The organism is Micromonospora sp. ANENR4 (genome assembly GCF_015354395.1).
GTDB lineage: Bacteria > Actinomycetota > Actinomycetes > Mycobacteriales > Micromonosporaceae > Micromonospora > Micromonospora aurantiaca.
The window spans coordinates 358115-379542 of sequence record NZ_JADKYQ010000006.1; the positions used below are offsets into that span (position 1 = coordinate 358115).

Consider the following 21428-nt stretch of genomic DNA (forward strand, 5'->3'; position numbering starts at 1 on the left):
GCATCCAGCCGCTGCCCCATGTCATGCTGCTGTGTGTCGGGGAGGAGCTATGAAGATGAAAAGAATCGGCGCCGTGATGGGTGCATCTGCTTTGACGGCAGCCCTCTTTCTGGCGGTTCCGACGGCTGCTCAAGCTGCTGCTTACACGCAGAAGTGCGGTACTGGAAGGGTTGCGTCACTCGCAAATAACCTCCCTCTCTATGTTGAGATCGACATCAATTCAGAGAGCTGGGACAATCGCTATTCCAAGGGCGACCAGTTCAACTGTGAAAAGGGCAGCCTTTACATCGGCGGCAGGTATACGGCCTGCGGAGTGACCAATGGCAACGGCTGGGTCAAGATCCTCTTCCGGGACGGCGTTACGATGTTCACCTACCAGGCGTGCCTTAAGGATGTCTGACGCCAGCCCCTAACTACTGCTTGTCCGGCTCGCGAGGTGGTGAGTCATGCGAATGTGTGCCAGCCCCGCGAACGTTCAGTTGAGTGGGCTCCCTCGTTCAATCTGAGTTGGACGAGGGCGCTTGCCCGTACAGTGCGTCAGTTTTAGCTGCTTTACCTCGACCGAGTTGCGGTCGAGCCAGTCGGCGGGGCGACTGTTGCGGAGCCGCGCATGAGCGAACGCTGTTAGTCGTTTGCGGGTAGATCGAATGGAAAATCGCGGCTGGACCGGCAAATGGATGCCTTGGATTGATCGCTGCTCGCTCGGCGTGCAGGCTTCAGAACTTCGACGTGGTTGCCGATCACGAGTTGGCCGTGCTTAGGTGAATCTATGCCCGAGTGTCATTGCTGTTTGCATCTCGAAGCTGCTCGCCAGGAATGTTTGACTACCGCGCGCTGGTAGAACAGCCTTATTTGGCTCGAAGATTGACCTGTTCTCAACGGTGGATTTCATCGTCGAGTAATCGCCAGACCGTCCAGCCTCCTGGGACGGGGAGCAGGTAGAGCGAAGAGGACCTGGTGCACGCAACACCGTCAAACCGGCTCGTCCGCCAGCCATCGCTGACCCGCGGTGACGGTGGTGCGCCCGGCAGGATTCGAACCTGCGGCCTTGGGATTAGAAGTCCCCTGCTCTATCCGCTGAGCTACGGGCGCGTGCCGACGGTCGTCGCGCCAAGAGGGTACCGCCGCTCCCCGCGTGCCCGGTGGTACGGGTCGGCGCGTCCGTTCCGCCCCTCAGCGTCCCACGCCGGGGCCCGGCCCGGCACCACAGTTCCGGCGGGTCCGGCGCGGGCCGGGCGGGACGCGATCCGTACCCTCGTCGGATGCTGCTCGACCAGGAAACCGAGAACGAGATCGTCTTCGAGCTGTGTCAGCTCCTCGGGCGGGCCATCCTGCCCCTCACCGGCTCGGACGGCCCGGGCACACCGCCCGGCGTCCTCGGCACCGCCTTCTTCTACAGCGAGCTGGTCGGCGCTACGGACGACGGCGAGATCGCGCACGAGTGGCTGCTCACCGCCGACGCGCTCACCGACCGGGCGTACGGCGAGATCGGCTTGCGGCCCAGCGTCACCGACCCGGCCGAGGGGGCGGACGAGCCGATCGACCTGCCCGGTTTCGCCGACCACTGGCTGCACCTGCCGGAGCTGGGGCTCGCCGCGATGCCGACCGGCGGTCTGCACGGCTGGGCCGACGACCGGGGCTGGCGCTGGCGTACCCAGCATGTCACCGAGGCGGTGGCCGCGCCGGCCGACTCGGTCGCCCGGATCGGCGCGGCGCCGGCCTCGGCGTTCGTGCTGGCCCTGGGCGTCGGCGACGGCGGGTCACGGCCGTTGGAGGCGGTTGTCGAGCGGGTCGCCCGGGACGGCGGCGAGGTGCGGGTCACGACGGAACTACCAGCGGGCTACGTGGGCGCGCCCGTGTTCGCGGTCGAGGCCGGGCCGGACGGCGGGCCCGCGCTGCGTTGCCTCGGCGTGGTGCTGCCGCCGCAGGCTGGTGGCCATCCGATCGCCACCTTCGACCGGATCCGCGCCGCGCTCACGGCGGTCGTCACCGACTGAGCCCGCGGCGAGGCCGGCCGGCCTCAGCCCTCGGCGTTCGCGTCGGCCGGCCGCCGAGGGGCCGGCGGCGTCGTGGGCTCCGGCTCGGTCGGCCCGGCGCGGAGGAACCCCTCCGCCCACCGTCCGACCTCCGCGAAGACCCTCTCGCGTACGCCGGGACTGGAGAGCGTGAGGTCGTGCAACCCGCCGTCGAAGCGGGCCAGCGTGACGTGCCGGCCGAGGCGGGGCGCCCAGCGCACCATGTGTTCGACGTCGAGCACCGCGTCGGCGCCGGTGGCGCTGTCGTGCCACTTGGTGCCCCGGAAACTGCGCGTGGAGCAGGCGAGCAGCACCGGCACCGGGATGTCCAGCCCGGCCCGCAGGCGACGTTGGCCGGTACGGATCGCGTTGAGCCAGCCGGCCCGGACCGGGAACCCGGCGAGCGGCTTCCAGGCCAGGTCGTAGCGCCACTCGCCCCGGTGGTCGGCGTGCAGGCTCTCGCCGTACACCGTGCCCAGGCCGAACGGCAGTACCCGCTGCGGCGCCCTGCGGCCCAGGCGGGAGACGGCGGCCGCGAGGGGCCGGCGGACCATCCAGGGCGCGTTGATGTCGAAGAAGGGGCTGTTGAGCACGATGCCGTCGACCAGGCCGGCGTCGCGGCGGTCGTGTGCCCAGAGCGAGATGATCAGGCCGCCGGTCGAGTGGCCCATCGCGAGCAGGGTGTCGTGGCCCTCCTCTGCGCGGATGATCTCCGCGGCGGCGTCCAGCTCGGGGAAGTAGTCGCTCAGGTCACGGCAGAAGTTCGGGGTCTGGTGCGGGAGCAGGCTGCGGCCGTACTTGCGCAGGTCGAGCGCGTAGAAGTCCCAGCCGCGCTCGGCGAAGAAGTCGGCCACGTGGGTCTGGAAGAAGTAGTCGACGAAGCCGTGCACGTAGAGCACGGCGCGGCCGGTCGGGCGGTCGGCCCGCCGACGCACCAGGGTCGCGACCACCGGCCCCTCGTCGTCGGTGCCCAGCTCGATCGTCCGCCGCTCGTAGGGGGCGCCCAGCACGTCCGGTTCCACGACCGCGACGGTACGCCGCCTCGCTACCCGGCGGTAGCCCCCGCCCGCCCGCACCGGACGGACGGGGGCACAGGGCCTCAGACGGTCTCGGCGTCCTCGCGCTCGGCGTCCTGCAACGGGACGCCCTCGGGCTGGTCGACGGCGCGCAGGTGCTTGTTGTGGCGCGGCTCCTGCCGGGTCTTCGCGTCGTTGAGCTTGCGGCGCAGGTCGTCCCGGACGTCGTTGAGCGCGGCGTGCAGATCTTCCTCGGTCGAGGTGGTGACGATCTTCTGCCGCCCGGCGATCCAGCACTCCAGGGTCACCTTCTGGCCCCGGGCCTCGCGATCCTTGACGGACACCTCCAGCTCGGTGGCGTCGGCGTGGAAGCCGGCGAGCCGGGCGTCCAGGGTCCCGAACTGCTCGGCGATCCAGTTGCGGTCGCCCTGGGAGAACCCGGCGCCGACCCGCAGGCATTCGGCCACGGTCGCGGGGTTCGCCACGGCGCTCATCGCGCTGCCTCGCGGACGTCTCGGAGAAGCATGGGAGCTCCCTTTCTCTCGGTTGATCAAGTACTTACCCAACCGGCGTGATTCCGGAACGCCTGCTTGCCGGCTCCACTCGATCATGCGTCGGCGCAGGTCAGACCCGTAGGGCCGGTCGGCCTAGCAGATCGGGACCTTGATCAGGTGGTTGTCCACAGGCCCGCTCGTCGTCCACAGGTCCGGGCCGGCGGGTGGTCCGGGGCGGGCGTCCGGCCGACGCTCACCGGGACAAGTCGATCCCTGGGAGGGGCGATGTTCGATACGTACGTGACGATCGTCGGCAACGTGCTGACCGCGCCGGAGTGGCGCCGCACCACGCAGAGCGGAACGCTGGTGGCCAACTTCAAGGTCGCCTCGACCGCCCGCCGGCTCGACCGCGACAGCGGCCGCTGGGTGGACGGCAACAGCCTTCGGGTACGCGTCAACTGCTGGCGCCGCCTCGCCGAGGGGGTGGCCGCCTCGGTGGCGGTCGGTGACCCGGTCATCGTGGCCGGGCGCCTCTACACCCGGGACTGGACCGACGAGTCCGGCACCCACCGCACGCTCTACGAGCTGGAGGCGGTCGCGGTCGGGCACGACCTGTCCCGGGGCCGCGCCCGCTTCCTGCGCAACCAGCCCCGCGCGGCCACCAGCACGGTCGAGGACGCGGAGGCCGAGCAGCGGGTGCACGGCGAGGCGACCGAGCCGGTGCCGGACGCGCAGGCCCCGGCGACGTTCGACGACCGGCCCTTCGACGACGACTTCCCGCCGCCGGAGTACGGGGGCCGGGTCGGACTGGCCGGCACCGTCGAGCGGGTGGGCGAGCCCGACCCGTTCGACGGCCGGCCCGGTGTGCGACAGGCCGCCGGCTTCGACCCCGGGTCGGGCGGCCCGGAAGAGGACGAGCTGGGCGACGCGGAGGACGACGGCCCGGCGACGGCCGAGGACGACGAACTGGGCGAGGCCGCGCCGGCGGAGGCCGACGGGCCGGGTGGTGCCGGACCGGGTGAGGGCGAGGCGGGCGCCGCGAGCCCGGGCGGTGCGGGCGGGAACGCGTCGGGGCGTCGCGGACGGCGGCGTACCCCGGTGCCCGCCTGACCCTTCGTCCGACGGGGGCGCGGGGTGGTGACGTCGGCGTCACCACCCCGCGGTACGACTAGGCTGGCCGGCCGGAGGTGGTGACGGGTGCGGCAGGCGACCGCCATGGCGAACGCGACCGGGTTGGTGGCGGGCTACGCGCTCGACGCGCTGCTCGGCGACCCCCGCCGGTGGCATCCGGTGGCCGGCTTCGGCACGGCGGCCGGTGCGCTGGAACGGCGGGTCTACCGCCCCGACCGGGCGGCCGGCACCGCGTTCACGGCGCTCGCCGTCGGCGCGCCGGTCCTGCTCGGTGCCGCCGCCGCGCTGGCGACCCGGCACCATCCGATCGCGCGGGCCGCGCTGGTGGCCGCCGGCACCTGGACGGTGCTCGGCGGGCGCACGCTGCGGCACGAGTCCCGGGTGATGGCGCGGGCACTCGGCCGGGCCGACCTGCCCGCCGCCCGGGCCCGCCTGGGCAACCTCTGCGGGCGCGACCCGTCCGCCCTCGACGAGCCCGAACTCGCCCGCGCCACAGTCGAATCGGTCGCCGAGAACACCTCGGACGCCGTGGTCGCCCCGCTGGTCTGGGGCGCCGTCGCGGGCCTGCCCGGCCTGCTCGGCTACCGGGCGGCGAACACGCTCGACGCGATGGTCGGCCACCGCTCACCCCGGTACGCCCGCTTCGGCACCCCCGCGGCCCGGCTGGACGACGCGCTGAACCTGCTGCCGTCCCGGCTCACCGGGCTGCTCACGGTGGCCGTCGCGCCGGTGGCGCACGGGGACCGCGCCGCCGCGTGGCACGTGTGGCGGCGGGACCGGACCGACCACCCGAGCCCGAACGCCGGTCAGTGCGAGGCCGCGATGGCAGGCGCGCTCGGCGTCCGGCTCGGCGGCCGCAACGTCTACTTCGGCCGCGCCGAGACGCGGCCGTTCCTCGGCGACGGGCCCCGGCCCGAGGCGCGGCACCTGAAGCGGGCCGCCCGGATCTCCGGCGCGGTCGGTGTGGCAGCGCTCGGCCTGGCCGCGCTCTACCCGGTGACGGTCGGCCGTGCGGCCGGGGCGGCCGGACGGGCCGCGCTTGGCATCCTCATGCGTGCGGCCCGCCGGGGGAGCGGGCGGTGAGCGGCGGGCTGCTCGTCGCCGGCACCACCTCCGATGCCGGAAAGAGCGTGCTCACCGCCGGCATCTGCCGCTGGCTGCGCCGCCGGGGCGTCCGGGTCGCCCCGTTCAAGGCGCAGAACATGTCGAACAACTCCGCCGTGGTGGTCGGCCCGGACGGTCGCGGCGGCGAGCTGGGCCGCGCCCAGGCGATGCAGGCCGCCGCCTGCGGGCTCGACGCCGACCTGCGCTTCAACCCGGTGCTGCTCAAGCCGGGTAGCGACCACGCCAGCCAGGTGGTGCTGCTCGGCGAGGCGGTCGACACGGTCACCGCCGGCAACTACCACGAGGTACGGTCCCGGCTCGCCACCACGGCGTACGCGGCGCTGGCCGAGTTGCGGGCCGAGTACGACGTGGTGATCTGCGAGGGCGCGGGCAGCCCGGCCGAGATCAACCTGCGCGACGGCGACTACGTCAACATGGGTCTGGCACGGCAGGCGGGGCTGCCCACGATCGTGGTCGGCGACATCGACAGGGGCGGCGTGTTCGCCTCGATGTTCGGCACCGTCGCGCTGCTCGACGCGGCCGACCAGGCGCTGCTGGCCGGGTTCGTGGTGAACAAGTTCCGTGGTGACCGCGGCCTGCTCCAGCCGGGGCTGGACATGCTGCGCCGGGTCACCGGCCGCCCGACGTACGGGGTGGTGCCCTGGGCGCTGGACCTGTGGCTGGACGCGGAGGACTCGCTCGCGTACGGGCGGGTGCTCGGCCGCCCGGCGGCGCCCCGGGGCACCGACTGGCTCGACGTCGCCGTGGTGCGGCTACCGCGGATCAGCAACGCCACCGACGTGGAGGCCCTCGCGACCGAGCCGGGCGTGCGGGTCCGCCTAACCGTCGAGCCGGCCGAACTGGCCGCCGCCGACGTGGTGGTGCTCCCCGGCACCAAGTCGACTGTCGCCGACCTGGCCTGGCTGCGGGAGACCGGCCTGGCCGACGCGGTCCGGGCGCACGCCGCCGCCGGACGGCCGCTGCTCGGCATCTGCGGCGGTTTCCAGATGCTGGGCCGGGCGATCCACGACGCGGTGGAGAGCCGCCGGGGCACCGTACCCGGCCTCGGGCTGCTGCCCGTCGAGATCACCTTCGAGCCGCGCAAGACGGTTCGCCGAGCCGAGGGCACCGCCGCCGGCGACGTGCCGGTGCACGGGTACGAGATCCACCACGGCCGGGTCACGGCCGCAGACCCGGGACTCGCGCCGCTGCTGCGCCACGCCGACGGCACCGGCGAGGGCGCGCGTCTCGGCACCGTGTACGGCACGCACTGGCACGGCGCCTTCTCTTCCGACGCGTTCCGCCGCCGGTTCCTGACCGAGGTGGCGGAGGCGGCCGGGCGTACCGGGTTCAAGGTCGCGCCGGACACGTCCTTCGCGGCGGCCCGGGAGCGGACGCTCGACCTGCTCGGCGACCTGGTGGAGGAGCACCTCGACACGGACGCGCTGTGGCGGCTGATCGAGTCCGGGCCACCGCCGGGACTGCCGTTCGTGCCACCCGGCGCGCCACCGGCTCAGTAGCGCACGTCGGCCGGGCGGTCGGACATCGGCAGCCCGGCCTCCCGCCAGCCCTGCACCCCGCCGATCATGTCGGTGGCCTGCCGCAGCCCCAGCGTCTGGAGGCTGGCGGCGGCCAGGCTGGAGCTGTACCCCTCCCGGCACACCACGACGACCTCGCGGTCGTACCCGGTGGCCTCCGGTATGCGCCACGCGCTGGCCGGGTCGAGCCGCCACTCCAGCACGGTGCGGTCGATGACGATCGCGCCGGGCAGCTCACCCTCCTCGCGGCGCTGCGCCTCGGTACGCGTGTCGATAAGCAGCGCGCCGCCACGGACCGCCTCGACGGTCTCGTGCGGGGTCAGCCGGCGGAGACCGGCGCGGGCCTGTTCCAGGAGGGCGTCGACGCCCGGACACATCACGTCATGGAGCACCCCCCGATGATGCCCAGCGCGCCGCGCCGCCGCTCGGCGAAACGGTCCGCCCGGGTCGCAGTTTCCAGCGGACGGGGGAACGTTAGCGTCGGTCGGGTGAACGTGGCGGTGATCGAGGCGTACGCCGGGCTGGCCGGTCGGGTACTGGCTGGTCCGGCGCGGTTGGGGCGTACCCGGCTGGTCGCCGTCGACGGGCCCAGCGGCGCGGGCAAGAGCCGGTTCGCGACGCGCCTCGCGGACGCCCTCGCGGCGCGGGCGGGCGGCGTGCGACCGCCGCTCGTGCACACCGACGACCTGCTCGACGGCTGGGACGACCAGCTCACGTTCTGGACCCGGCTGGAGGAGCAGGTGCTCGGCCCGGTGCGGGCCGGCCGGGCGGGAGGTTACCGCCGCTACAGCTGGGTGCGCCGGCGCTTCCTGGACCGGGTGGTGCCGGTGCCCGCCGGTCCGGTGCTGATCGTCGAGGGGGTGAGCGCCGCCCGCGCCGCGGTACGCCCCGAGCTGACGCTGTCGGTCCTGGTCACCGCGCCGGCCGAGCTGCGGTTACGCCGGGCGCTGGCTCGCGACGGCGCGCAGATCCTGCCGGAGCTGCGCCGGTGGCACGCGGGGGAGCGGGCGCACTTCACCGCCGACGACACCGCGAGGGCGGTGGACCTGGTGGTCGACGGCGCTCCGGACCTGCCGCACGACGCGGACCGCTACTACGTGCGCCTCAGGCGGCGATCGGGCTCGGGCGACGTGGCGGGGTAAGGCCAGCATACGATTCCGGTCATGACCACTCCGATCCTCTCCGAGTCCGAGGTGCGGGCCGCCGTCGAGCGGGAACTCCCCGGCGTCCGTGCCGACCTCGAGCGACTCGTCCGTATCCCGGGCATCGCCTTCGAGGGCTTCGACCACTCGCACGTGGAGCGTTCCGCCGAGGCGGTGGCGGAGCTGCTGCGCGGCTGCGGCCTCGACACGCGGATCGTCCGGTCCGGCGGGCAGCCCGCGGTGATCGGCACGAAGGCGGCCCCGCCCGGCGCGCCGACGGTGCTCATGTACGCGCACCACGACGTGCAGCCGGTCGGCGACCTGTCGCTGTGGGAGTCGGACCCGTTCGAGCCGGTGGAGCGCGACGGCCGCCTCTACGGCCGGGGCGCCGCCGACGACAAGGCCGGCATCATGGCGCACGTCGCCGCGCTGCGCGCGTTCGGTGACCGGCTCCCGGTCGGCGTGGTGCTGTTCATCGAGGGCGAGGAGGAGTACGGCTCGGACTCGCTGGAGCGGCTGCTCGCCGAGCACCGCGACGACCTGGCCTCGGACGTCATCGTGATCGCCGACTCCACCAACTGGGACGTCGGCGTGCCGGCGCTGACCACCTCGCTGCGCGGCATCGTCAACTGCTTCGTGGAGGTGCGCACGCTCGACCACGCCGTGCACAGCGGCATGTTCGGCGGCGCCGTGCCGGACGCGCTCACCGCGCTGGTGAAGCTGCTCGGCACGCTGCACGACGAGGCGGGCGACGTCGCGGTGGACGGGCTGGTCGGCCGCGAGGGCGCCAGCGTCGACTACCCGGAGGACCGGTTCCGGGCCGAGGCCGGCCTGGTCGACGGCGCGACGCTGTTCGGCACCGGCCGGATCACCGACCGGCTCTGGACCAAGCCGGCGCTGGCGATCCTCGGCGTGGACGCGCCGTCCACCGGCGAGGCCCCGAACGCGCTGGTGCCGTCCGCGAAGGCGAAGCTGAGCGTACGGCTGGCGCCGGGCGACGACCCGAAGAAGGCGTACGCGGCGCTGACCGCGCACCTGGAGCGGCACGCGCCGTGGGGCGCGCAGGTGTCGGTGACGTTCGAGCACGACGGCGCGCCCTGTGTCATCGACGCCTCCGGGCCGATGTTCGACGCGGCCCGGTCGGCGTTCCGGACGGCCTGGGACGGCACCGACCCGGTCGACATCGGGGTGGGTGGATCGATCCCGTTCATCGCCACGTTCCAGGAGATGTTCCCGCGGGCCGCGATCCTGGTGACCGGTGTGGAGGACCCGCACGCGCGGGCGCACGGCCCGAACGAGAGCCTGCACCTGGGTGAGTTCGCCCGGGTGTGCCTGGCCGAGGCGCTGCTGCTGGCCCGGGTGGCGGAGGCCGGAAACCCCGTCTGAGGTGTCGAAACCGTAACTTCGGGGCCGATGTCGGAGTTTGTGGTGTGTCGGCGGGCGGGGTGTTATAGCCTTTCGAACATGCGTACGAACGACGAGATGGAGCGGCTTCAGGCCGCCGTCCGTGCTCTGGGGGACGTCGACGTCTCCGCGTGGTCCGAGGACACGCTCAACGAACAGATCGGCGAGCTCTCCGCCGCCCTGGTCACGCTCGACGCGCTGCTCACCCGGGTCGCCGAGGGCGTGCGCGGGCGCGGCCTGCGCATCGAGGAACCGGTCTCGGCCTGACCGTCGGCCCGGCGGCCCCGGCGCACCCGTGCGGTGTGCCGGGTCGCCGGATCCGCCCCGATGTCACAGGTGGCTGGCAGGATGTGGACGTGCGTTTCGCAGAGCTGGCGGCCACCTCGGCCGCGGTCGGCGCCACCAGCGGCCGTCGGGCCAAGGTGGAGCTGCTGGCCGCCGCACTGCGCGGTCTGGAGCCGGGCGAGATCCCGGCCGGCGCCGGCTACCTCGCCGGTGAGCTGCGCCAGCGTCAGACCGGTGTCGGCTGGGCGGGCCTGCGTGACCTGCCCACGCCGGCCGCCGAGCCGACGCTCACCGTCGGCGCGGTCGACGCGGCGATCGACGAGATCTCCCGCGTCGCCGGGTCCGGTTCGCAGGCCCGGCGACGGGAGCTGGTCGGCCGTCTCTTCGCCGCCGCCACCGCCGACGAGCAGCGCCTGCTGACCGGCCTGTTCCGGGGCGAGCTGCGCCAGGGCGCACAGGCCGGGCTGCTGACCGACGCGGTCGCGCGCGCCGCCGACGTGCCGGTCGCCGCCGTGCGGCGGGCCCTGCTGCTCGCCGGTGACCTGCGGGCGGTGGCGGTCGCGGCGCTCACCGGCGGTGCCGCCGCGCTGGCCGGGTTCGGGCTCCAGGTGGGCCGTCCGCTCGCGCCGATGCTGGCCCAGAGCGCGCCCTCGGTCGACGAGGCGCTCACCGCCACCGGCGTGCCGGCCGTGGTCGACGTCAAACTCGACGGCATCCGCATCCAGGTGCACCGCTCCGGGGCGGACATCGCGGTCTTCACCCGCAGCCTGGACGAGATCACCGGCCGGCTGCCCCAGGTGGTCGCAGCCGTCCGCGCGCTGCCCGCACGCGAGCTGGTGCTCGACGGCGAGGCGATCGGGCTGGACGCCGCCGGCCGGCCGCTGCCGTTCCAGGAGACCTCCAGCCGCGCGGCCCGTCGCGCCACGCCCAGCACCACCGGGCCGACGCAGGTCGCGCCCGCCGTGCTGGCCGCCGCCGAGCGAACCGGCGAACCGGTGCTCACGCCGTACTTCTTCGACCTGCTGCACCTCGACGGCGCCGACCTGATCGACGCACCCGGCCGGGAGCGGTGGGCGGCCCTGGCCCGCGCTGTCGACGGTTCGCTGCTCGTCGACCGGGTCGAGGTGGACGACGCGGAGCAGGCGGCCACGGCGTTCGCCGCGGCTGTCGACGCCGGTCAGGAGGGCGTGGTCGTCAAGGACCCGGCCGCGCCGTACGACGCCGGCCGGCGCGGCTCGGCCTGGGTCAAGGTGAAGCCACGGCACACGCTCGACCTGGTAGTCCTCGCGGTCGAGTGGGGCAGCGGCCGGCGGGAGGGCTGGCTGTCCAACCTGCACCTCGGCGCCCGCGATCCGCGCACCGGCGAGTTCGTCATGCTGGGCAAGACGTTCAAGGGGCTCACCGACGAGCTGCTGCGCTGGCAGACCGAACGGTTCCTGTCGCTCGCCGTGGAGAAGGGCGACTGGGTGGTGCGGGTCCGGCCGGAACAGGTGGTCGAGATCGCGTTCGACGGCGTGCAGACGAGCAGCCGGTACCCGGGCGGCATGGCGTTGCGCTTCGCCCGCGTGCTGCGCTACCGCCACGACAAGACCGCCGCCGAGGCGGACACCATCGACGCGGTCCGCGCCATCCACGCCGGCCGGGTCACCGGCTGACGGCTCAGCCCGCCGACAGCGACCGGGCGTAGTTGACCTGGTTGTTGAGCTGCTGCACCTGGAACTGGTCGGTGACCGGGATCCGCGCGACGTACTGGTGCCCGCCACTGCTCACCGTCACCTGCACGGTCCCGTAGTGCCGCGTCTCCTTGATCAGCAGGAACAGGAGGCTGAACACGGTCAGGCAGAAGAAGCCGAGGATCGCGGCGACGACGGCCCACGGAGCGATCTTCTCCTCCTTCTGCCAGTAGTCGGTCACGTACCAGGAGGCACCGGCGAGCGGCAGGACACCGACCGGGGTACGGATCACCGGCGGCGTCACCACGATCTCGGCGATCTGCACGGCCACCGCCGACTGCGTGGGCGGCACCGGCCCGGCCGGCGGGTACGCCGCGGGTGCCGGCCCGTGGTACGGCGCGACCACCCCGGCCGCCGGCACCGGCGGCGCGGAGAACTGGGCAGGCGGCGCCGAGTATTGCGCGGGCGGCGCGGAGTATTGCGCGGGCGGTGCGGAGAACTGCGGCGCGGCCGGGAACTGAGCGGTGGGCGGCGGTGCGGAGACCGGTGCGGGCGGTGCGGAGAGCGGCGCGGGGGTGACCGGTGCGTCCGGCGCGGCGATCACCGGGAACTGCTCGGTGGGGGGCGCGACGGCCGGCGGCATGGCCGACCACGGGTCGTACGCGGGTGGCTCGGCGGCCGGGGGCGTCGTGGCGTCAGAGGTCACCGCGACCCCCACGATTGACGATCATCCGCGGACCCTACCAACGTCCCTGCCGCCCGGTGTGCCGCCGGATCCACGGCCCGCCCCTGCGCGGAAGCCTCATCGCTCGGAACGGATATGCCTGAGAGGCATAAATATGCCTCTCAGGCATATCCGTCGTGAGGAGTCCTTCGTCGATGGCCGCTACGGTGAGTAACGGGCGCTTGTGCAGAGGATCGACGAGGCGGGCCGTGCCCGGTGCGGCCTGTTCAGGCGGAGGTGGGAGTGGCCGGCTCGGCGGCGCGGTCCACCGGCTCGCCCGGGGTGTCCAGCCCGGCCCGGCGGCGGGCCTCCCGGCGCGCCACCCAGCCGTAGCCGAACAGGCTCATCACCGCGAAGATCCACCACTGCCACACGTAGCCGAAGTTCTGCCAGTTGTTCGTGTGCCCGATCTGGACCGCCTGGAAGGCCGGGTCGGCCGCCGGCGTCTGCCCGTCGAGCAGGACGTAACCGCCGGTCACCGGGTAGGGGAGCTGCTCGGCCAGGCGGGGGATGTCGATGCGCCGGGCCTCCAGCTTGCCGTCACGCCGGCTGACCGCGCCGCCGCCGCTCTCGCTGCCGACCACCCGGCCGGTCACTGTCACCTCGCCGGTCGGCGCCGCCGGCACGTCCGGCTGGACTGTCGCGCCGGCGCCCGGCACGGGCGGGATCCAGCCCCGGTCGACGAGCACCGCGGTGCCGTCGGCAAGCACCAGCGGGGTGAGCACCTCGAAGCCGACCGTCCGGTCGAGGGTCCGGCCGCGGATCAGGACGGTGTTCGCGCTGTCGTACCGGCCGGTGGCGGTGACCCGGCTCCAGGTGAGCTCCTCGGACGGCGCGGGACCGACGTCGCCGCCGCTGGGCGCGGGGAGCGCGTCGCGCAACGGCGCGGGCGTCATGGTGGCCCCGGCGTCGATGCGCTCGTTGACGGCCGTGCGCCCCCGGTAGCGGTCCAGCTGCCAGTTGCCCAGGAACACCATCACCGTGGCGGCGACGAGCGTGAGCGCGAGGTAGCCGAGCCAGCGCGGGGTCAGCAGGAACCGGTACACGTTGGCCAAGGCTACCCGTATGAGCGATGCCACTCGCCGCTGCCAGGCAGAAACGGCGGTGTGCGCGGCTCTCGCGCGCCGGGCCGGACGGGTATGGTCACGCGGGCGGAAACCACCCACATCAGGAGTCGATGATGACCGACGTGCCGCGCGTCGTGCTGAGTGCGCCCTCCTCGGGGCACGGCACCGGCGCCGTCTCCCTCGGCCTGCTCGCGGCGCTCACCGACCGGGGGATCCCGGTGGCCGGGTTCAAGGTCGGGCCGGACCAGGTGGACGCGGCGTATCTGGGGCTCGCCGCCGGGCGCGCCGGGCGCACGCTCGATCCGAGACTGGTCGGCCCGGAGCGCATCGCCCCCCTCTTCGCGTACGGCGCGAACGGCGCCGGGTTCGCGCTGGTGCAGGGCACGATGGGCCTCTACGACTCGGTCGCCGGACGACCCGAGAGTGAGTCCACGGCGGCCGTCGCCACCGCGCTGCGCAGCCCGGTGGTGCTCGTGGTGGACGTGGCGGCGATGGGCCAGTCGGTGGCCGCGCTGGTGCACGGTTTCCGGGCGTACGACGACGAGCTGTGGCTGGGCGGCGTGATCCTCAACCGGGTGGCCTCGCCCCGGCACGAGGCGCTGCTGCGCGAGGCGCTCGACGACGTGGGCGTGCCGGTCTACGGGGCGCTGCGCCGGCACGAGCTGCCCCCGGTGCTGCCCGCCCGCCGGTACGGCACCGGGCCCGTGGTGCGCGCCGACGCGGACGCCGAACGGGGCGTACGCCGGCTCGGTGAGGCGGTGGCCGCCACCGTCGACCTCGACCGGCTGCTGGCGCTGGCCCGCTCCGCCCCCGCGCTCACCGTCGAGCCGTGGTCGCCGGAGCCGGCCGACGCCCCGCAGCCGTCGGGGGAACGGCCGGTGGTGGCGCTCGCCGGCGGGCCGGCCGGCACCTACAGCCACCCCGAGACCGCCGAGCTGCTGCGTGCGGCGGGCGCCGAGGTGGTGACGCTCGATCCGCTGCGCGACGAGGCGCTGCCCGCCGGGGCCCGCGCGCTGGTCGTCGGCGGCGGGCTGCCCGAGACGTACGCGGAGCAGCTCTCCGCCAACCGCCGCCTCTGCATCGCGGTGGCCGAGCTGGCCCGCTCGGGCCGCCCGGTGATCGCCGAGGGCGCGGGCCTGCTGTGGCTGGCCCGGGAGCTGGACGGCCTGCCCATGTGCGGGGTGCTGGACGCGGTCGGCACGGTCCGGGACGGCCTGGTGGTCGGCTACCGCACGGCCACGGCGGTCACCGACAGCGTGGTGGCGGCGGCCGGTGCCACGGTGACCGGGCACAAGCAGCACGCCGCAGTGCTCACGCCGCGCGCCGGTGACCGGCCGGCCTGGCGCTGGGAGGGTGGCAATCCGGAGGGCTTCGTCCGGCAGGCGGTGCACGCCTCGCAGCTCGTGCCGCACTGGGCCGCGCATCCGGACGTCGCGGCCCGGCTGGTGGCCGCCGCGCTGGCACCGGTGGGGGCGTCGGCGTGATCGGGCAGGTGGCGGTACGCCGCTTCCCGGCGCTGACCGTCTCCACCCCGCGCATCGAGGTGCGGCACCTCGTCGCCGCCGACGCGGAGGCGATGGACGAGGTGTTCGCCGACCGGCAGACGCAACGCTGGCTGCCGCTGGCGGATGCGTCCGGGCAGATCGACGGGCGGGCGTGGTGCACCGAGCTGGCCCGGCAGCGGCGGGACAGCGGCGACGGCGACCACTGGGCGGTGGTCCGCCGGGAGGACCAGCGGGTGGTCGGCTCGCTCTGGGCCCGCCGTACCGACTGGGGCGCCCGGCTCACCGAGTTGTCGTACGCGATCGCGCCGCACGCCCGGGGCTACGGCCTGGCGGTCGAGGCGGTGGACGCGGTGGCGATCGCTCTGATCCTGGAGCACGGGTTCCAGCGGGTGGAGCTGCGGGTGGCGGCCGGCAACGTGGCGTCGCGGCGGGTCGCCGAGAAGGCCGGCTTCAGCTACGAGGGCCTGCTGCGCAACGCCGGTTTCGTCAGGGGCGCCCGGGTCGACCTGGAGCTGTGGTCCTTCGTCGCCGCGGACCTCCGCTGAGCTCACCCTTTCGCAACGTCGATCAAGGAGTTCGCGTCTGCGGATAGGACGATCCGTGACGCAAACTCCTTGATCAACTACCCGGGCGCACCCCCGGGCGGATCAGGGCGGCTCAGCCGACTATCTGGTCCGAGGGTGGGGTGAACTGGCGGGTGGGCTGGCCCTTCAGGGAGTCCCGCAGGGTCTGCGCCACCGCGTTCACCGGGATCTGCGACTGCCCGTCGCCCACCGCGTTGAACGGATTGTCCGGGTCGGCGATGAAGCTCGCCGCCGCCAGCTCCGGCGTGTAGCCGACGAACCACGCCGACCGGGTGCTGTCCGTCGTACCCGTCTTGCCGGCGACCGGGCGGCCGACCGTGCCGCGGACGCTGTCGGCCGTCGACCAGCCGCCGCAGCTCCCCTTGGCCGGGGTGTCGCCGGTGGGGCAGCGCGCCGCGTCGGTGGCGGCGCGGGCCGCGTCGGCGTTCACCACCTGCCGGCACCGCGGCTTGGCGACCTCCCGCTGCACCCCGCCCGCCGTCGTGTACGTGGCCGGCGTGCCGTCCCGGTTCATGATCGCGTTGACCGGGATGGCCTCGCAGTAGCGCCCGTCGGCGGCGATGGCGGCGTACGCGTTCGCCATCTCCAGCGGGGTGGCGTCGGAGACGCCGAGCGTGAACGCGCCCCACTTCTTCGCCTTGCCCGGCGACGCCTGTTCCTTGTCCACGTCGGTACGCCAGCGCAGCCCCAGTTGCTCGGCCAGGCGCACCCCGGCGTCCGCGCCGATCTTCTCCTCCAGTTGGACGAAGTAGGTGTTCACCGACTTGCCGAATCCGGACCACATGGTCTGCCGGCCGGTCATCGCGCCGCTGGCGTTGGACGGCGCCCACCCGTCGTAGACGGCCGACTTGTACGTGTACGGCGAGTCGTACGCGGTGGACAACGGCATCCCGGCGTTGAGCGCGGCGAGCATCGGGAACATCTTGAACGTCGAACCGGCCTGGTAGCCCGGTAGCGTCCCGCCGCCGAGCAGCGGCGCCACCGTGTTCGGGTAGTTCGCCTTGACCTTCGGGCCGGCCTCCGGGTTCGAGCTGTTCGGGTTCTCGGCCAGGTCGAGCGAGTAGTTCCGGTTCACCGCCATCGCCTTGATCCGCCCGGTGCCGGGCTCGGCGACCACGATGCCGTTGGCGAACGGGCTGCCGGTGTTGTCCTTGGCCCCGACGTTCTTCTCCGCCGCCGCCTGGGTCTTCGGGTCGAGCGCGAGCACGATCCGGTAGCCGCCACGGCGCAGCTTGTCCATCCGTTCCAGCCGGTTCTCGCCGAACGCGGGCTGGGAACTCCACCAGTTCTTCAGGTAGTCGCAGTAGAAGCCCCAGGCGCGGTGCCCGCCGTCGATGGCGGCGCAGTCGTTGGGCGGGTCGGTCAGCTTCAGCTTGATCGGCTGACCCTTCGCCGCGGCGGCGGCGTCCGGCGACAGGTAACCGAGGCGGGCCATGTTGTCCAGCACGTAGTTGCGCCGGCCGGTGGCCTCCTTCTGGTCGGAGGTGATCGGGTCGTACTCCGACGGCGACTTCACCAGCCCGGCCAGCGTGGCCGCCTCGACCGGGGTGAGCGTGGCCGGCGTCTTGGAGAAGAAGATCTGCGAGGCGGCGTAGATCCCGTACGCCCGGTGACCGAAGTAGGCCGAGTTGAGGTAGCGCTCCATGATCTGCTCTTTGCTCAGGTGCTTCTCGATGTCCAGCGCCATGCGCATCTCCTTGACCTTGCGCAGGCTGGTCTGCTGGGTCGCCTCCTGGACCTCCTTGGGTGTGGTCGCGCTGTCCCGCAGCGCCATCCGCACGTACTGCATGGTGATCGTCGAGGCGCCCTGGGATACGCCGCCGGATCGGGCGTTTGACACGAAAGCACGCGCCACGCCCTTCGGGTCGACGCCGTGGTGCTGGTAGAAGCGGTTGTCCTCGGCGGCGACGATCGCCTGCTGGATGTTCGGCGACATGTTCTCGATCTTGGTGTACTGCCGGTACTCCTCGTAGAACATCGTCAGCACCGTCTTGCCGTCCGGCGCGTAGACGTACGAGGTCTCGGCCGGCAACGCGGTCTTGAGGATGTTCGTCTTCTGTTCGATCGCGTGCGCGGTGGCCTTGGCCCCGATGCCGGTGACGGCGACCAGCGGATACAGGGCGGCGGCGACCACGATGCCGGCGATCAGCCCGGCGCGGAGAAGGGGAACGAGACGGCCAGCGGAAGCAAGGGGACGACTGCTCACGGGGTCAAGCTATGACATTTCCGATTCGGAAATGAGAAGAACTCATAAACCGGCGGACCGTGACGCGACCCACGCCGGGATGCGCTGTCCCGGGCGGCGGCTACCCGGCAGGATCGCGGACATGCCCGCAGCACCGACCGGGAGCGCCGCCGCGCTCGACGAGCCCGACCTGGGCCACCACGGGGACGCCGAGGCCACGCCCGGCCTGGTGGACCTGGCCGTGAACGTGCGCCGCGCCCCGATGCCGGACTGGCTGGCCGACCCGATCACCGCCGCGCTGGGCGACCTGGCCGCGTACCCGGACCCGGCGCCGGCCCGCGTCGCCGTCGCTCACCGGCACGGGCGACCCCCGGAAGAGGTACTCCTCACCGCCGGCGCCGCCGAGGGATTCGTCCTGATCGCCCGCGCACTGTCCGGCGTCCGCCACCCCGTGGTGGTGCACCCGCAGTTCACCGAGCCGGAGGCCGCGCTGCGGGCTGCCGGGCACCGGGTGGACAGGGTGCTGCTCGACCCGGCCGACGGCTTCCGCCTGGACCCGGCCCGCGTCCCCGGCGACGCCGACCTGGTCATGATCGGCAACCCCACGAACCCGACCTCGGTGCTGCACCCGGCCGGCACCATCGCCGCGCTGGCCCGTCCCGGCCGGGTGCTCGTGGTCGACGAGGCGTTCGCCGACACCACCGCCGCACCCGGCGTCGACGGCGAGCCCGAGTCGCTCGCCGCCCGCCGCGACCTCCCCGGCCTCGTGGTGGTGCGCAGCCTCACCAAGACCTGGGGCCTGGCCGGGCTGCGGATCGGCTACCTGCTCGGCGATGCCGCGCTGCTGGCCCGGTTCGCCGCCGCGCAGCCGCTCTGGGCGGTCTCCACCCCGGCGCTCGCCGCCGCCACCGCCTGCGCCGCGCCGGCCGCCGTCGCCGCCGAACGCGGCATCGCCGCCGAACTCGCCGCCGACCGCGACCACCTGGTGGCACGCCTGTCCGGCCTGCCGGGGGTACGCGTGGCGGGCCGCCCCGCCGCCGCCTTCGTCCTGATCCACGTGGCCGGCGCCGCCGACGTACGAGAGCGGCTACGCGCGCACGGCTGGGCGGTACGCCGGGGCGACACCTTCCCCGGGCTCGGCCCGGACTGGCTCCGGATCGCCGTACGCGACCGGGGCACCACAGACGCGTTCATCGAGACGCTGGCACGGATCCTGGAGGCATGATGCTGGAGTCCACAGTCGCGACGATCCGGCCGCTGGACGAGGCCGCCATGACGGCGGCCCGCGAGTTGCAGGGGCGGCTGACCAAGCCCGCCGGCTCGCTCGGCGCCCTGGAGCCGCTCTCGGTACGCCTCGCCGGGCTGGCCGGCGCCTGCCCGCCGCCGCTGCCCGAGCCGGCCGCGGTGGCGATCTTCGCCGGTGACCACGGCGTGCACGCCCAGGGCGTGACCCCGTGGCCGCAGGAGGTCACCGCCCAGATGATCGCCAACTTCCTGGCCGGCGGCGCTGTGGTCAACGCGTTCGCCCGGCAGGCCGGCGCCTCGGTCACGGTGGTGGACGTCGGCGTGGCCACCCCGATCCCGGGCGCCGAGTCCGCCGACCCGGCCGGGCCGCGCCTGGTGTCCGCGAACGTCCGCCCCGGGACCCGCGACATGACGGTCACCGCGGCGCTGACCCGGGACGAGGCCCGCACGGCCGTCGAAACCGGCATCCGGATCGCCGGTGAGCTGATCGACGCCGGGGCGGGCATCCTGCTCACCGGCGACATGGGCATCGGCAACACCACCCCGTCCGCCACGCTCATCGCCGCGTTCTCCGGCGTGGACGCCGAGGCGGCCACCGGCCGGGGCACCGGGGTCGACGACGAGACGTACGCCCGCAAGGTGGCTGTGGTGCGGGCCGCGCTGGCCCGGCACGAGCCCGACCCGGCCGACCCCCTGGGCGTGCTGGCCACCGTCGGCGGGCTGGAGCACGCCGCGCTGACCGGCCTGATCCTCGGCGCCGCCGCGCGCCGGGTGCCGGTGCTGCTCGACGGCGTGATCGCCGTCAGCGCCGCGGTCGCCGCCGCCGCGTTCGCGCCGGACGCGGTGGGCGCCATGATCGCCGGGCACCGCAGCGCCGAGCCGGGCGCCACGGCGGCACTGCGGCATCTCGGCCTGGAACCGCTGATCGACCTGGGCCTGCGGCTCGGCGAGGGCACCGGGGCGCTGCTCGCCCTGCCGGTGGTCACCGGCGCGGTCCGGGTACTGCACGAGGTCGCCACGTTCGACTCCGCCGGGGTGGCGGAGAAGTGACCGAGCCGGCCGGGCCGACGCCGCCCAGCCCGTACCCCCTGGGTTTGCGGCTGGACGGGCGGCGCGTGGTGGTCGTGGGCGGGGGAGCGGTCGCGACCCGGCGGGTCCCCGCGTTGCTCGACGCCGGCGCGGACGTGCTGCTGGTGTCGCCCGAGCTGACCCCGGCGCTGCGCGCGCACGTCGACGCCGGGCGGCTGCACTGGGAGCCGCGCCGGTTCGTCCCCGGCGACCTGGACGGCGCGTGGCTGGTGCAGGTGGCTGTCGACGACCGGGCCGCCGCTGCCGCGGTCAGCGCGGCAGCGGCCGAGCGGCGGATCTTCTGCGTACGAGCCGACGACCGGACGGCGGCGAGCGCGTGGACCCCGGCGGTGACCCGGCACGGCCCGGTCACCGTGGCGGTACTCGGCGGTGGCGACCCCCGCCGAGCGATGGCGACCCGCGACGCCATCCGCGCCCTGCTCGGAAGGAAGGGCCCCCTTTTAACCCCTGCGGTAGCGGAGGGGCCCCCTGTTGACACCGGCGGGCGCGTCGCACTCGTCGGATCCGGGCCGGGCGACCCGGAGCTGATCACGGTGAAGGGGTGGCGGCTGCTCACCGAGGCCGAGGTGGTCGTCGCCGACCGGCTCGTGCCCGGCCTGCTCCTGGACGAACTGCGGCCGGACGTCGAGCTGGTCGACGCCTCCAAGATCCCGTACGGGCCGTCGCGTGCCCAGGAGGAGATCAACCGGATCCTGGTGGACCGGGCGCGGGCCGGCAAGGTGGTGGTACGGCTCAAGGGCGGCGACCCGTACGTCTTCGGCCGGGGCGGCGAGGAACTGCTGGCCTGCGCCGAGGCGGGCGTGCCGGTGACTGTGGTGCCCGGCGTGACGAGCGCGATCGCGGTGCCCGAGGTGGCCGGGGTGCCGGTGACGCACCGGGGCGTGGCGCACGAGTTCACTGTGGTGTCCGGACACCTCGCGCCCGACGCGCCCGCGTCGCTGGTGCGCTGGGACGCCCTCGCCGGGCTGCGGGGCACGCTCGTGATCCTGATGGGCCTGAAGAACCTCGCCGCGATCGCCGCGACCCTGATCGCGCACGGCAAGCCGGCGGACACCCCCGCCGCGGTGATCCAGGAGGGCACCACAGCCGCCCAGCGGACGCTGCGCTCCACACTGGGCACTGTCGCGCAGGACGTCGAGACCGCCGCGCTACGCCCACCCGCGATCGTGGTGCTCGGCGACGTGGTCCACGCCCTGACCCCCGCCGCCCCGACGCGCGCCTGACCCC

The 21428-nt window shown here is 73.9% G+C and carries 20 protein-coding genes and 1 tRNA gene; 14 read left to right on the forward strand and 7 right to left on the reverse strand.

Features of this window, described 5'->3' with window-relative positions; translation table 11 throughout:
* Positions 1-49: 49 nt before the first annotated feature.
* Positions 50-400, forward strand: coding sequence for a hypothetical protein (locus tag IRY44_RS13360; RefSeq protein WP_194800699.1), 351 nt, complete (start codon positions 50-52; stop codon positions 398-400).
* Between the two features lie 616 nt (positions 401-1016).
* On the opposite strand, the gene IRY44_RS13365 is transcribed toward IRY44_RS13360, so the two are convergent.
* Positions 1017-1092: transfer RNA gene (locus tag IRY44_RS13365), tRNA-Arg, on the reverse strand.
* Positions 1093-1262: 170 nt separating this feature from the next.
* Between IRY44_RS13365 and IRY44_RS13370 the strand changes: the two genes are divergently transcribed.
* Entirely contained in the window at positions 1263-1997 is a 735-nt protein-coding gene (locus IRY44_RS13370) for a hypothetical protein (RefSeq protein ID WP_194800700.1), read from the forward strand.
* A gap of 23 nt (positions 1998-2020) precedes the next feature.
* On the opposite strand, the gene IRY44_RS13375 is transcribed toward IRY44_RS13370, so the two are convergent.
* Both IRY44_RS13375 and IRY44_RS13380 read right to left on the reverse strand, forming a co-directional pair.
* Positions 2021-3037, reverse strand: a complete 1017-nt coding sequence (locus IRY44_RS13375) for an alpha/beta hydrolase (RefSeq protein WP_194800701.1) — start codon at positions 3035-3037, stop codon at positions 2021-2023.
* 77 nt (positions 3038-3114) lie between these two features.
* Complete coding sequence (locus IRY44_RS13380) at positions 3115-3525, reverse strand: HPF/RaiA family ribosome-associated protein (RefSeq protein ID WP_194800702.1); 411 nt, start codon at positions 3523-3525, stop codon at positions 3115-3117.
* Between the two features lie 285 nt (positions 3526-3810).
* Between IRY44_RS13380 and ssb the strand changes: the two genes are divergently transcribed.
* From ssb to IRY44_RS13395, 3 genes are all read left to right on the forward strand, one after another.
* Complete coding sequence (ssb, locus tag IRY44_RS13385; protein ID WP_194800703.1) at positions 3811-4635, forward strand: single-stranded DNA-binding protein; 825 nt, start codon at positions 3811-3813, stop codon at positions 4633-4635.
* A gap of 87 nt (positions 4636-4722) precedes the next feature.
* Positions 4723-5739, forward strand: coding sequence for a cobalamin biosynthesis protein (locus tag IRY44_RS13390; protein ID WP_370584927.1), 1017 nt, complete (start codon positions 4723-4725; stop codon positions 5737-5739).
* The gene (locus tag IRY44_RS13395) at positions 5736-7280 is read left to right on the forward strand and encodes a cobyric acid synthase (RefSeq protein ID WP_194800704.1); all 1545 of its coding nucleotides are present in this window, start codon (positions 5736-5738) and stop codon (positions 7278-7280) included. The genes IRY44_RS13390 and IRY44_RS13395 overlap by 4 nt, the downstream gene beginning before the upstream one ends.
* Here IRY44_RS13395 and IRY44_RS13400 read toward each other — a convergent pair.
* Positions 7274-7675: a rhodanese-like domain-containing protein gene (locus tag IRY44_RS13400; protein ID WP_194800739.1), complete on the reverse strand. Its 402-nt coding sequence runs from the start codon at positions 7673-7675 to the stop codon at positions 7274-7276. The genes IRY44_RS13395 and IRY44_RS13400 overlap by 7 nt on opposite strands.
* Before the next feature lie 111 nt (positions 7676-7786).
* On the opposite strand from IRY44_RS13400, the gene IRY44_RS13405 reads away from it, so the two are divergent.
* From IRY44_RS13405 to IRY44_RS13420, 4 genes are all read left to right on the forward strand, one after another.
* Entirely contained in the window at positions 7787-8440 is a 654-nt protein-coding gene (locus IRY44_RS13405) for a uridine kinase (protein ID WP_194800705.1), read from the forward strand.
* Positions 8441-8461: 21 nt separating this feature from the next.
* Entirely contained in the window at positions 8462-9826 is a 1365-nt protein-coding gene (locus IRY44_RS13410; protein ID WP_194800706.1) for a dipeptidase, read from the forward strand.
* 78 nt (positions 9827-9904) lie between these two features.
* Positions 9905-10111, forward strand: a complete 207-nt coding sequence (locus IRY44_RS13415) for a hypothetical protein (protein WP_030273275.1) — start codon at positions 9905-9907, stop codon at positions 10109-10111.
* 89 nt (positions 10112-10200) lie between these two features.
* Positions 10201-11784, forward strand: coding sequence for an ATP-dependent DNA ligase (locus tag IRY44_RS13420; protein WP_194800707.1), 1584 nt, complete (start codon positions 10201-10203; stop codon positions 11782-11784).
* Positions 11785-11788: 4 nt separating this feature from the next.
* Here IRY44_RS13420 and IRY44_RS13425 read toward each other — a convergent pair whose 3' ends face one another.
* Both IRY44_RS13425 and IRY44_RS13430 read right to left on the reverse strand, forming a co-directional pair.
* Complete coding sequence (locus IRY44_RS13425) at positions 11789-12508, reverse strand: hypothetical protein (RefSeq protein ID WP_194800708.1); 720 nt, start codon at positions 12506-12508, stop codon at positions 11789-11791.
* A 245-nt stretch (positions 12509-12753) separates the two neighbouring features.
* Positions 12754-13572, reverse strand: a complete 819-nt coding sequence (locus tag IRY44_RS13430; RefSeq protein ID WP_194800709.1) for an SURF1 family protein — start codon at positions 13570-13572, stop codon at positions 12754-12756.
* A 134-nt stretch (positions 13573-13706) separates the two neighbouring features.
* Here IRY44_RS13430 and IRY44_RS13435 point away from each other — a divergent pair, with 134 nt between their 5' ends.
* Together IRY44_RS13435 and IRY44_RS13440 are read left to right on the forward strand one after the other, a co-directional pair.
* Entirely contained in the window at positions 13707-15077 is a 1371-nt protein-coding gene (locus IRY44_RS13435; RefSeq protein WP_194800710.1) for a cobyrinate a,c-diamide synthase, read from the forward strand.
* The gene (locus IRY44_RS13440; RefSeq protein ID WP_135241673.1) at positions 15074-15643 is read left to right on the forward strand and encodes a GNAT family N-acetyltransferase; all 570 of its coding nucleotides are present in this window, start codon (positions 15074-15076) and stop codon (positions 15641-15643) included. Before IRY44_RS13435 ends, IRY44_RS13440 begins: the two co-directional genes overlap by 4 nt.
* Positions 15644-15755: 112 nt before the next feature.
* Here the strand turns inward: IRY44_RS13440 and IRY44_RS13445 are convergent, their stop codons facing one another.
* On the reverse strand, positions 15756-17888 hold the full coding sequence (locus IRY44_RS13445; protein ID WP_194800711.1) for a transglycosylase domain-containing protein: 2133 nt from the start codon (positions 17886-17888) through the stop codon (positions 15756-15758).
* A gap of 121 nt (positions 17889-18009) precedes the next feature.
* On the opposite strand from IRY44_RS13445, the gene cobC reads away from it, so the two are divergent.
* From cobC to cobA, 3 genes are read left to right on the forward strand one after another with little or no spacing between them, the layout of a single operon-like run.
* On the forward strand, positions 18010-19092 hold the full coding sequence (cobC, locus tag IRY44_RS13450) for an Rv2231c family pyridoxal phosphate-dependent protein CobC (RefSeq protein ID WP_194800712.1): 1083 nt from the start codon (positions 18010-18012) through the stop codon (positions 19090-19092).
* Entirely contained in the window at positions 19092-20162 is a 1071-nt protein-coding gene (cobT, locus tag IRY44_RS13455; protein WP_194800740.1) for a nicotinate-nucleotide--dimethylbenzimidazole phosphoribosyltransferase, read from the forward strand. The genes cobC and cobT overlap by 1 nt, the downstream gene beginning before the upstream one ends.
* Positions 20159-21424 (forward strand): uroporphyrinogen-III C-methyltransferase, encoded by a 1266-nt coding sequence (gene cobA / locus IRY44_RS13460; RefSeq protein ID WP_194800713.1) that lies wholly within the window; start codon positions 20159-20161, stop codon positions 21422-21424. The genes cobT and cobA overlap by 4 nt, the downstream gene beginning before the upstream one ends.
* Positions 21425-21428 lie beyond the last annotated feature (4 nt).

What these genes read in the sequence shown, in the direction of transcription:
- IRY44_RS13360 (WP_194800699.1), top strand. Translation starts at nt 50, where the DNA reads ATGAAGATGAAAAGAATCGGCGCCGTGATGGGTGCATCTGCTTTGACG.
- IRY44_RS13370 (WP_194800700.1), top strand. Translation starts at nt 1,263, where the DNA reads ATGCTGCTCGACCAGGAAACCGAGAACGAGATCGTCTTCGAGCTGTGT.
- IRY44_RS13380 (WP_194800702.1), bottom strand. Translation starts at nt 3,525, where the DNA reads ATGAGCGCCGTGGCGAACCCCGCGACCGTGGCCGAATGCCTGCGGGTC.
- ssb (WP_194800703.1), top strand. Translation starts at nt 3,811, where the DNA reads ATGTTCGATACGTACGTGACGATCGTCGGCAACGTGCTGACCGCGCCG.
- IRY44_RS13400 (WP_194800739.1), bottom strand. Translation starts at nt 7,675, where the DNA reads ATGTGTCCGGGCGTCGACGCCCTCCTGGAACAGGCCCGCGCCGGTCTC.
- IRY44_RS13410 (WP_194800706.1), top strand. Translation starts at nt 8,462, where the DNA reads ATGACCACTCCGATCCTCTCCGAGTCCGAGGTGCGGGCCGCCGTCGAG.
- IRY44_RS13415 (WP_030273275.1), top strand. Translation starts at nt 9,905, where the DNA reads ATGCGTACGAACGACGAGATGGAGCGGCTTCAGGCCGCCGTCCGTGCT.
- IRY44_RS13435 (WP_194800710.1), top strand. Translation starts at nt 13,707, where the DNA reads ATGACCGACGTGCCGCGCGTCGTGCTGAGTGCGCCCTCCTCGGGGCAC.
- cobC (WP_194800712.1), top strand. Translation starts at nt 18,010, where the DNA reads ATGCCCGCAGCACCGACCGGGAGCGCCGCCGCGCTCGACGAGCCCGAC.
- cobT (WP_194800740.1), top strand. Translation starts at nt 19,092, where the DNA reads ATGCTGGAGTCCACAGTCGCGACGATCCGGCCGCTGGACGAGGCCGCC.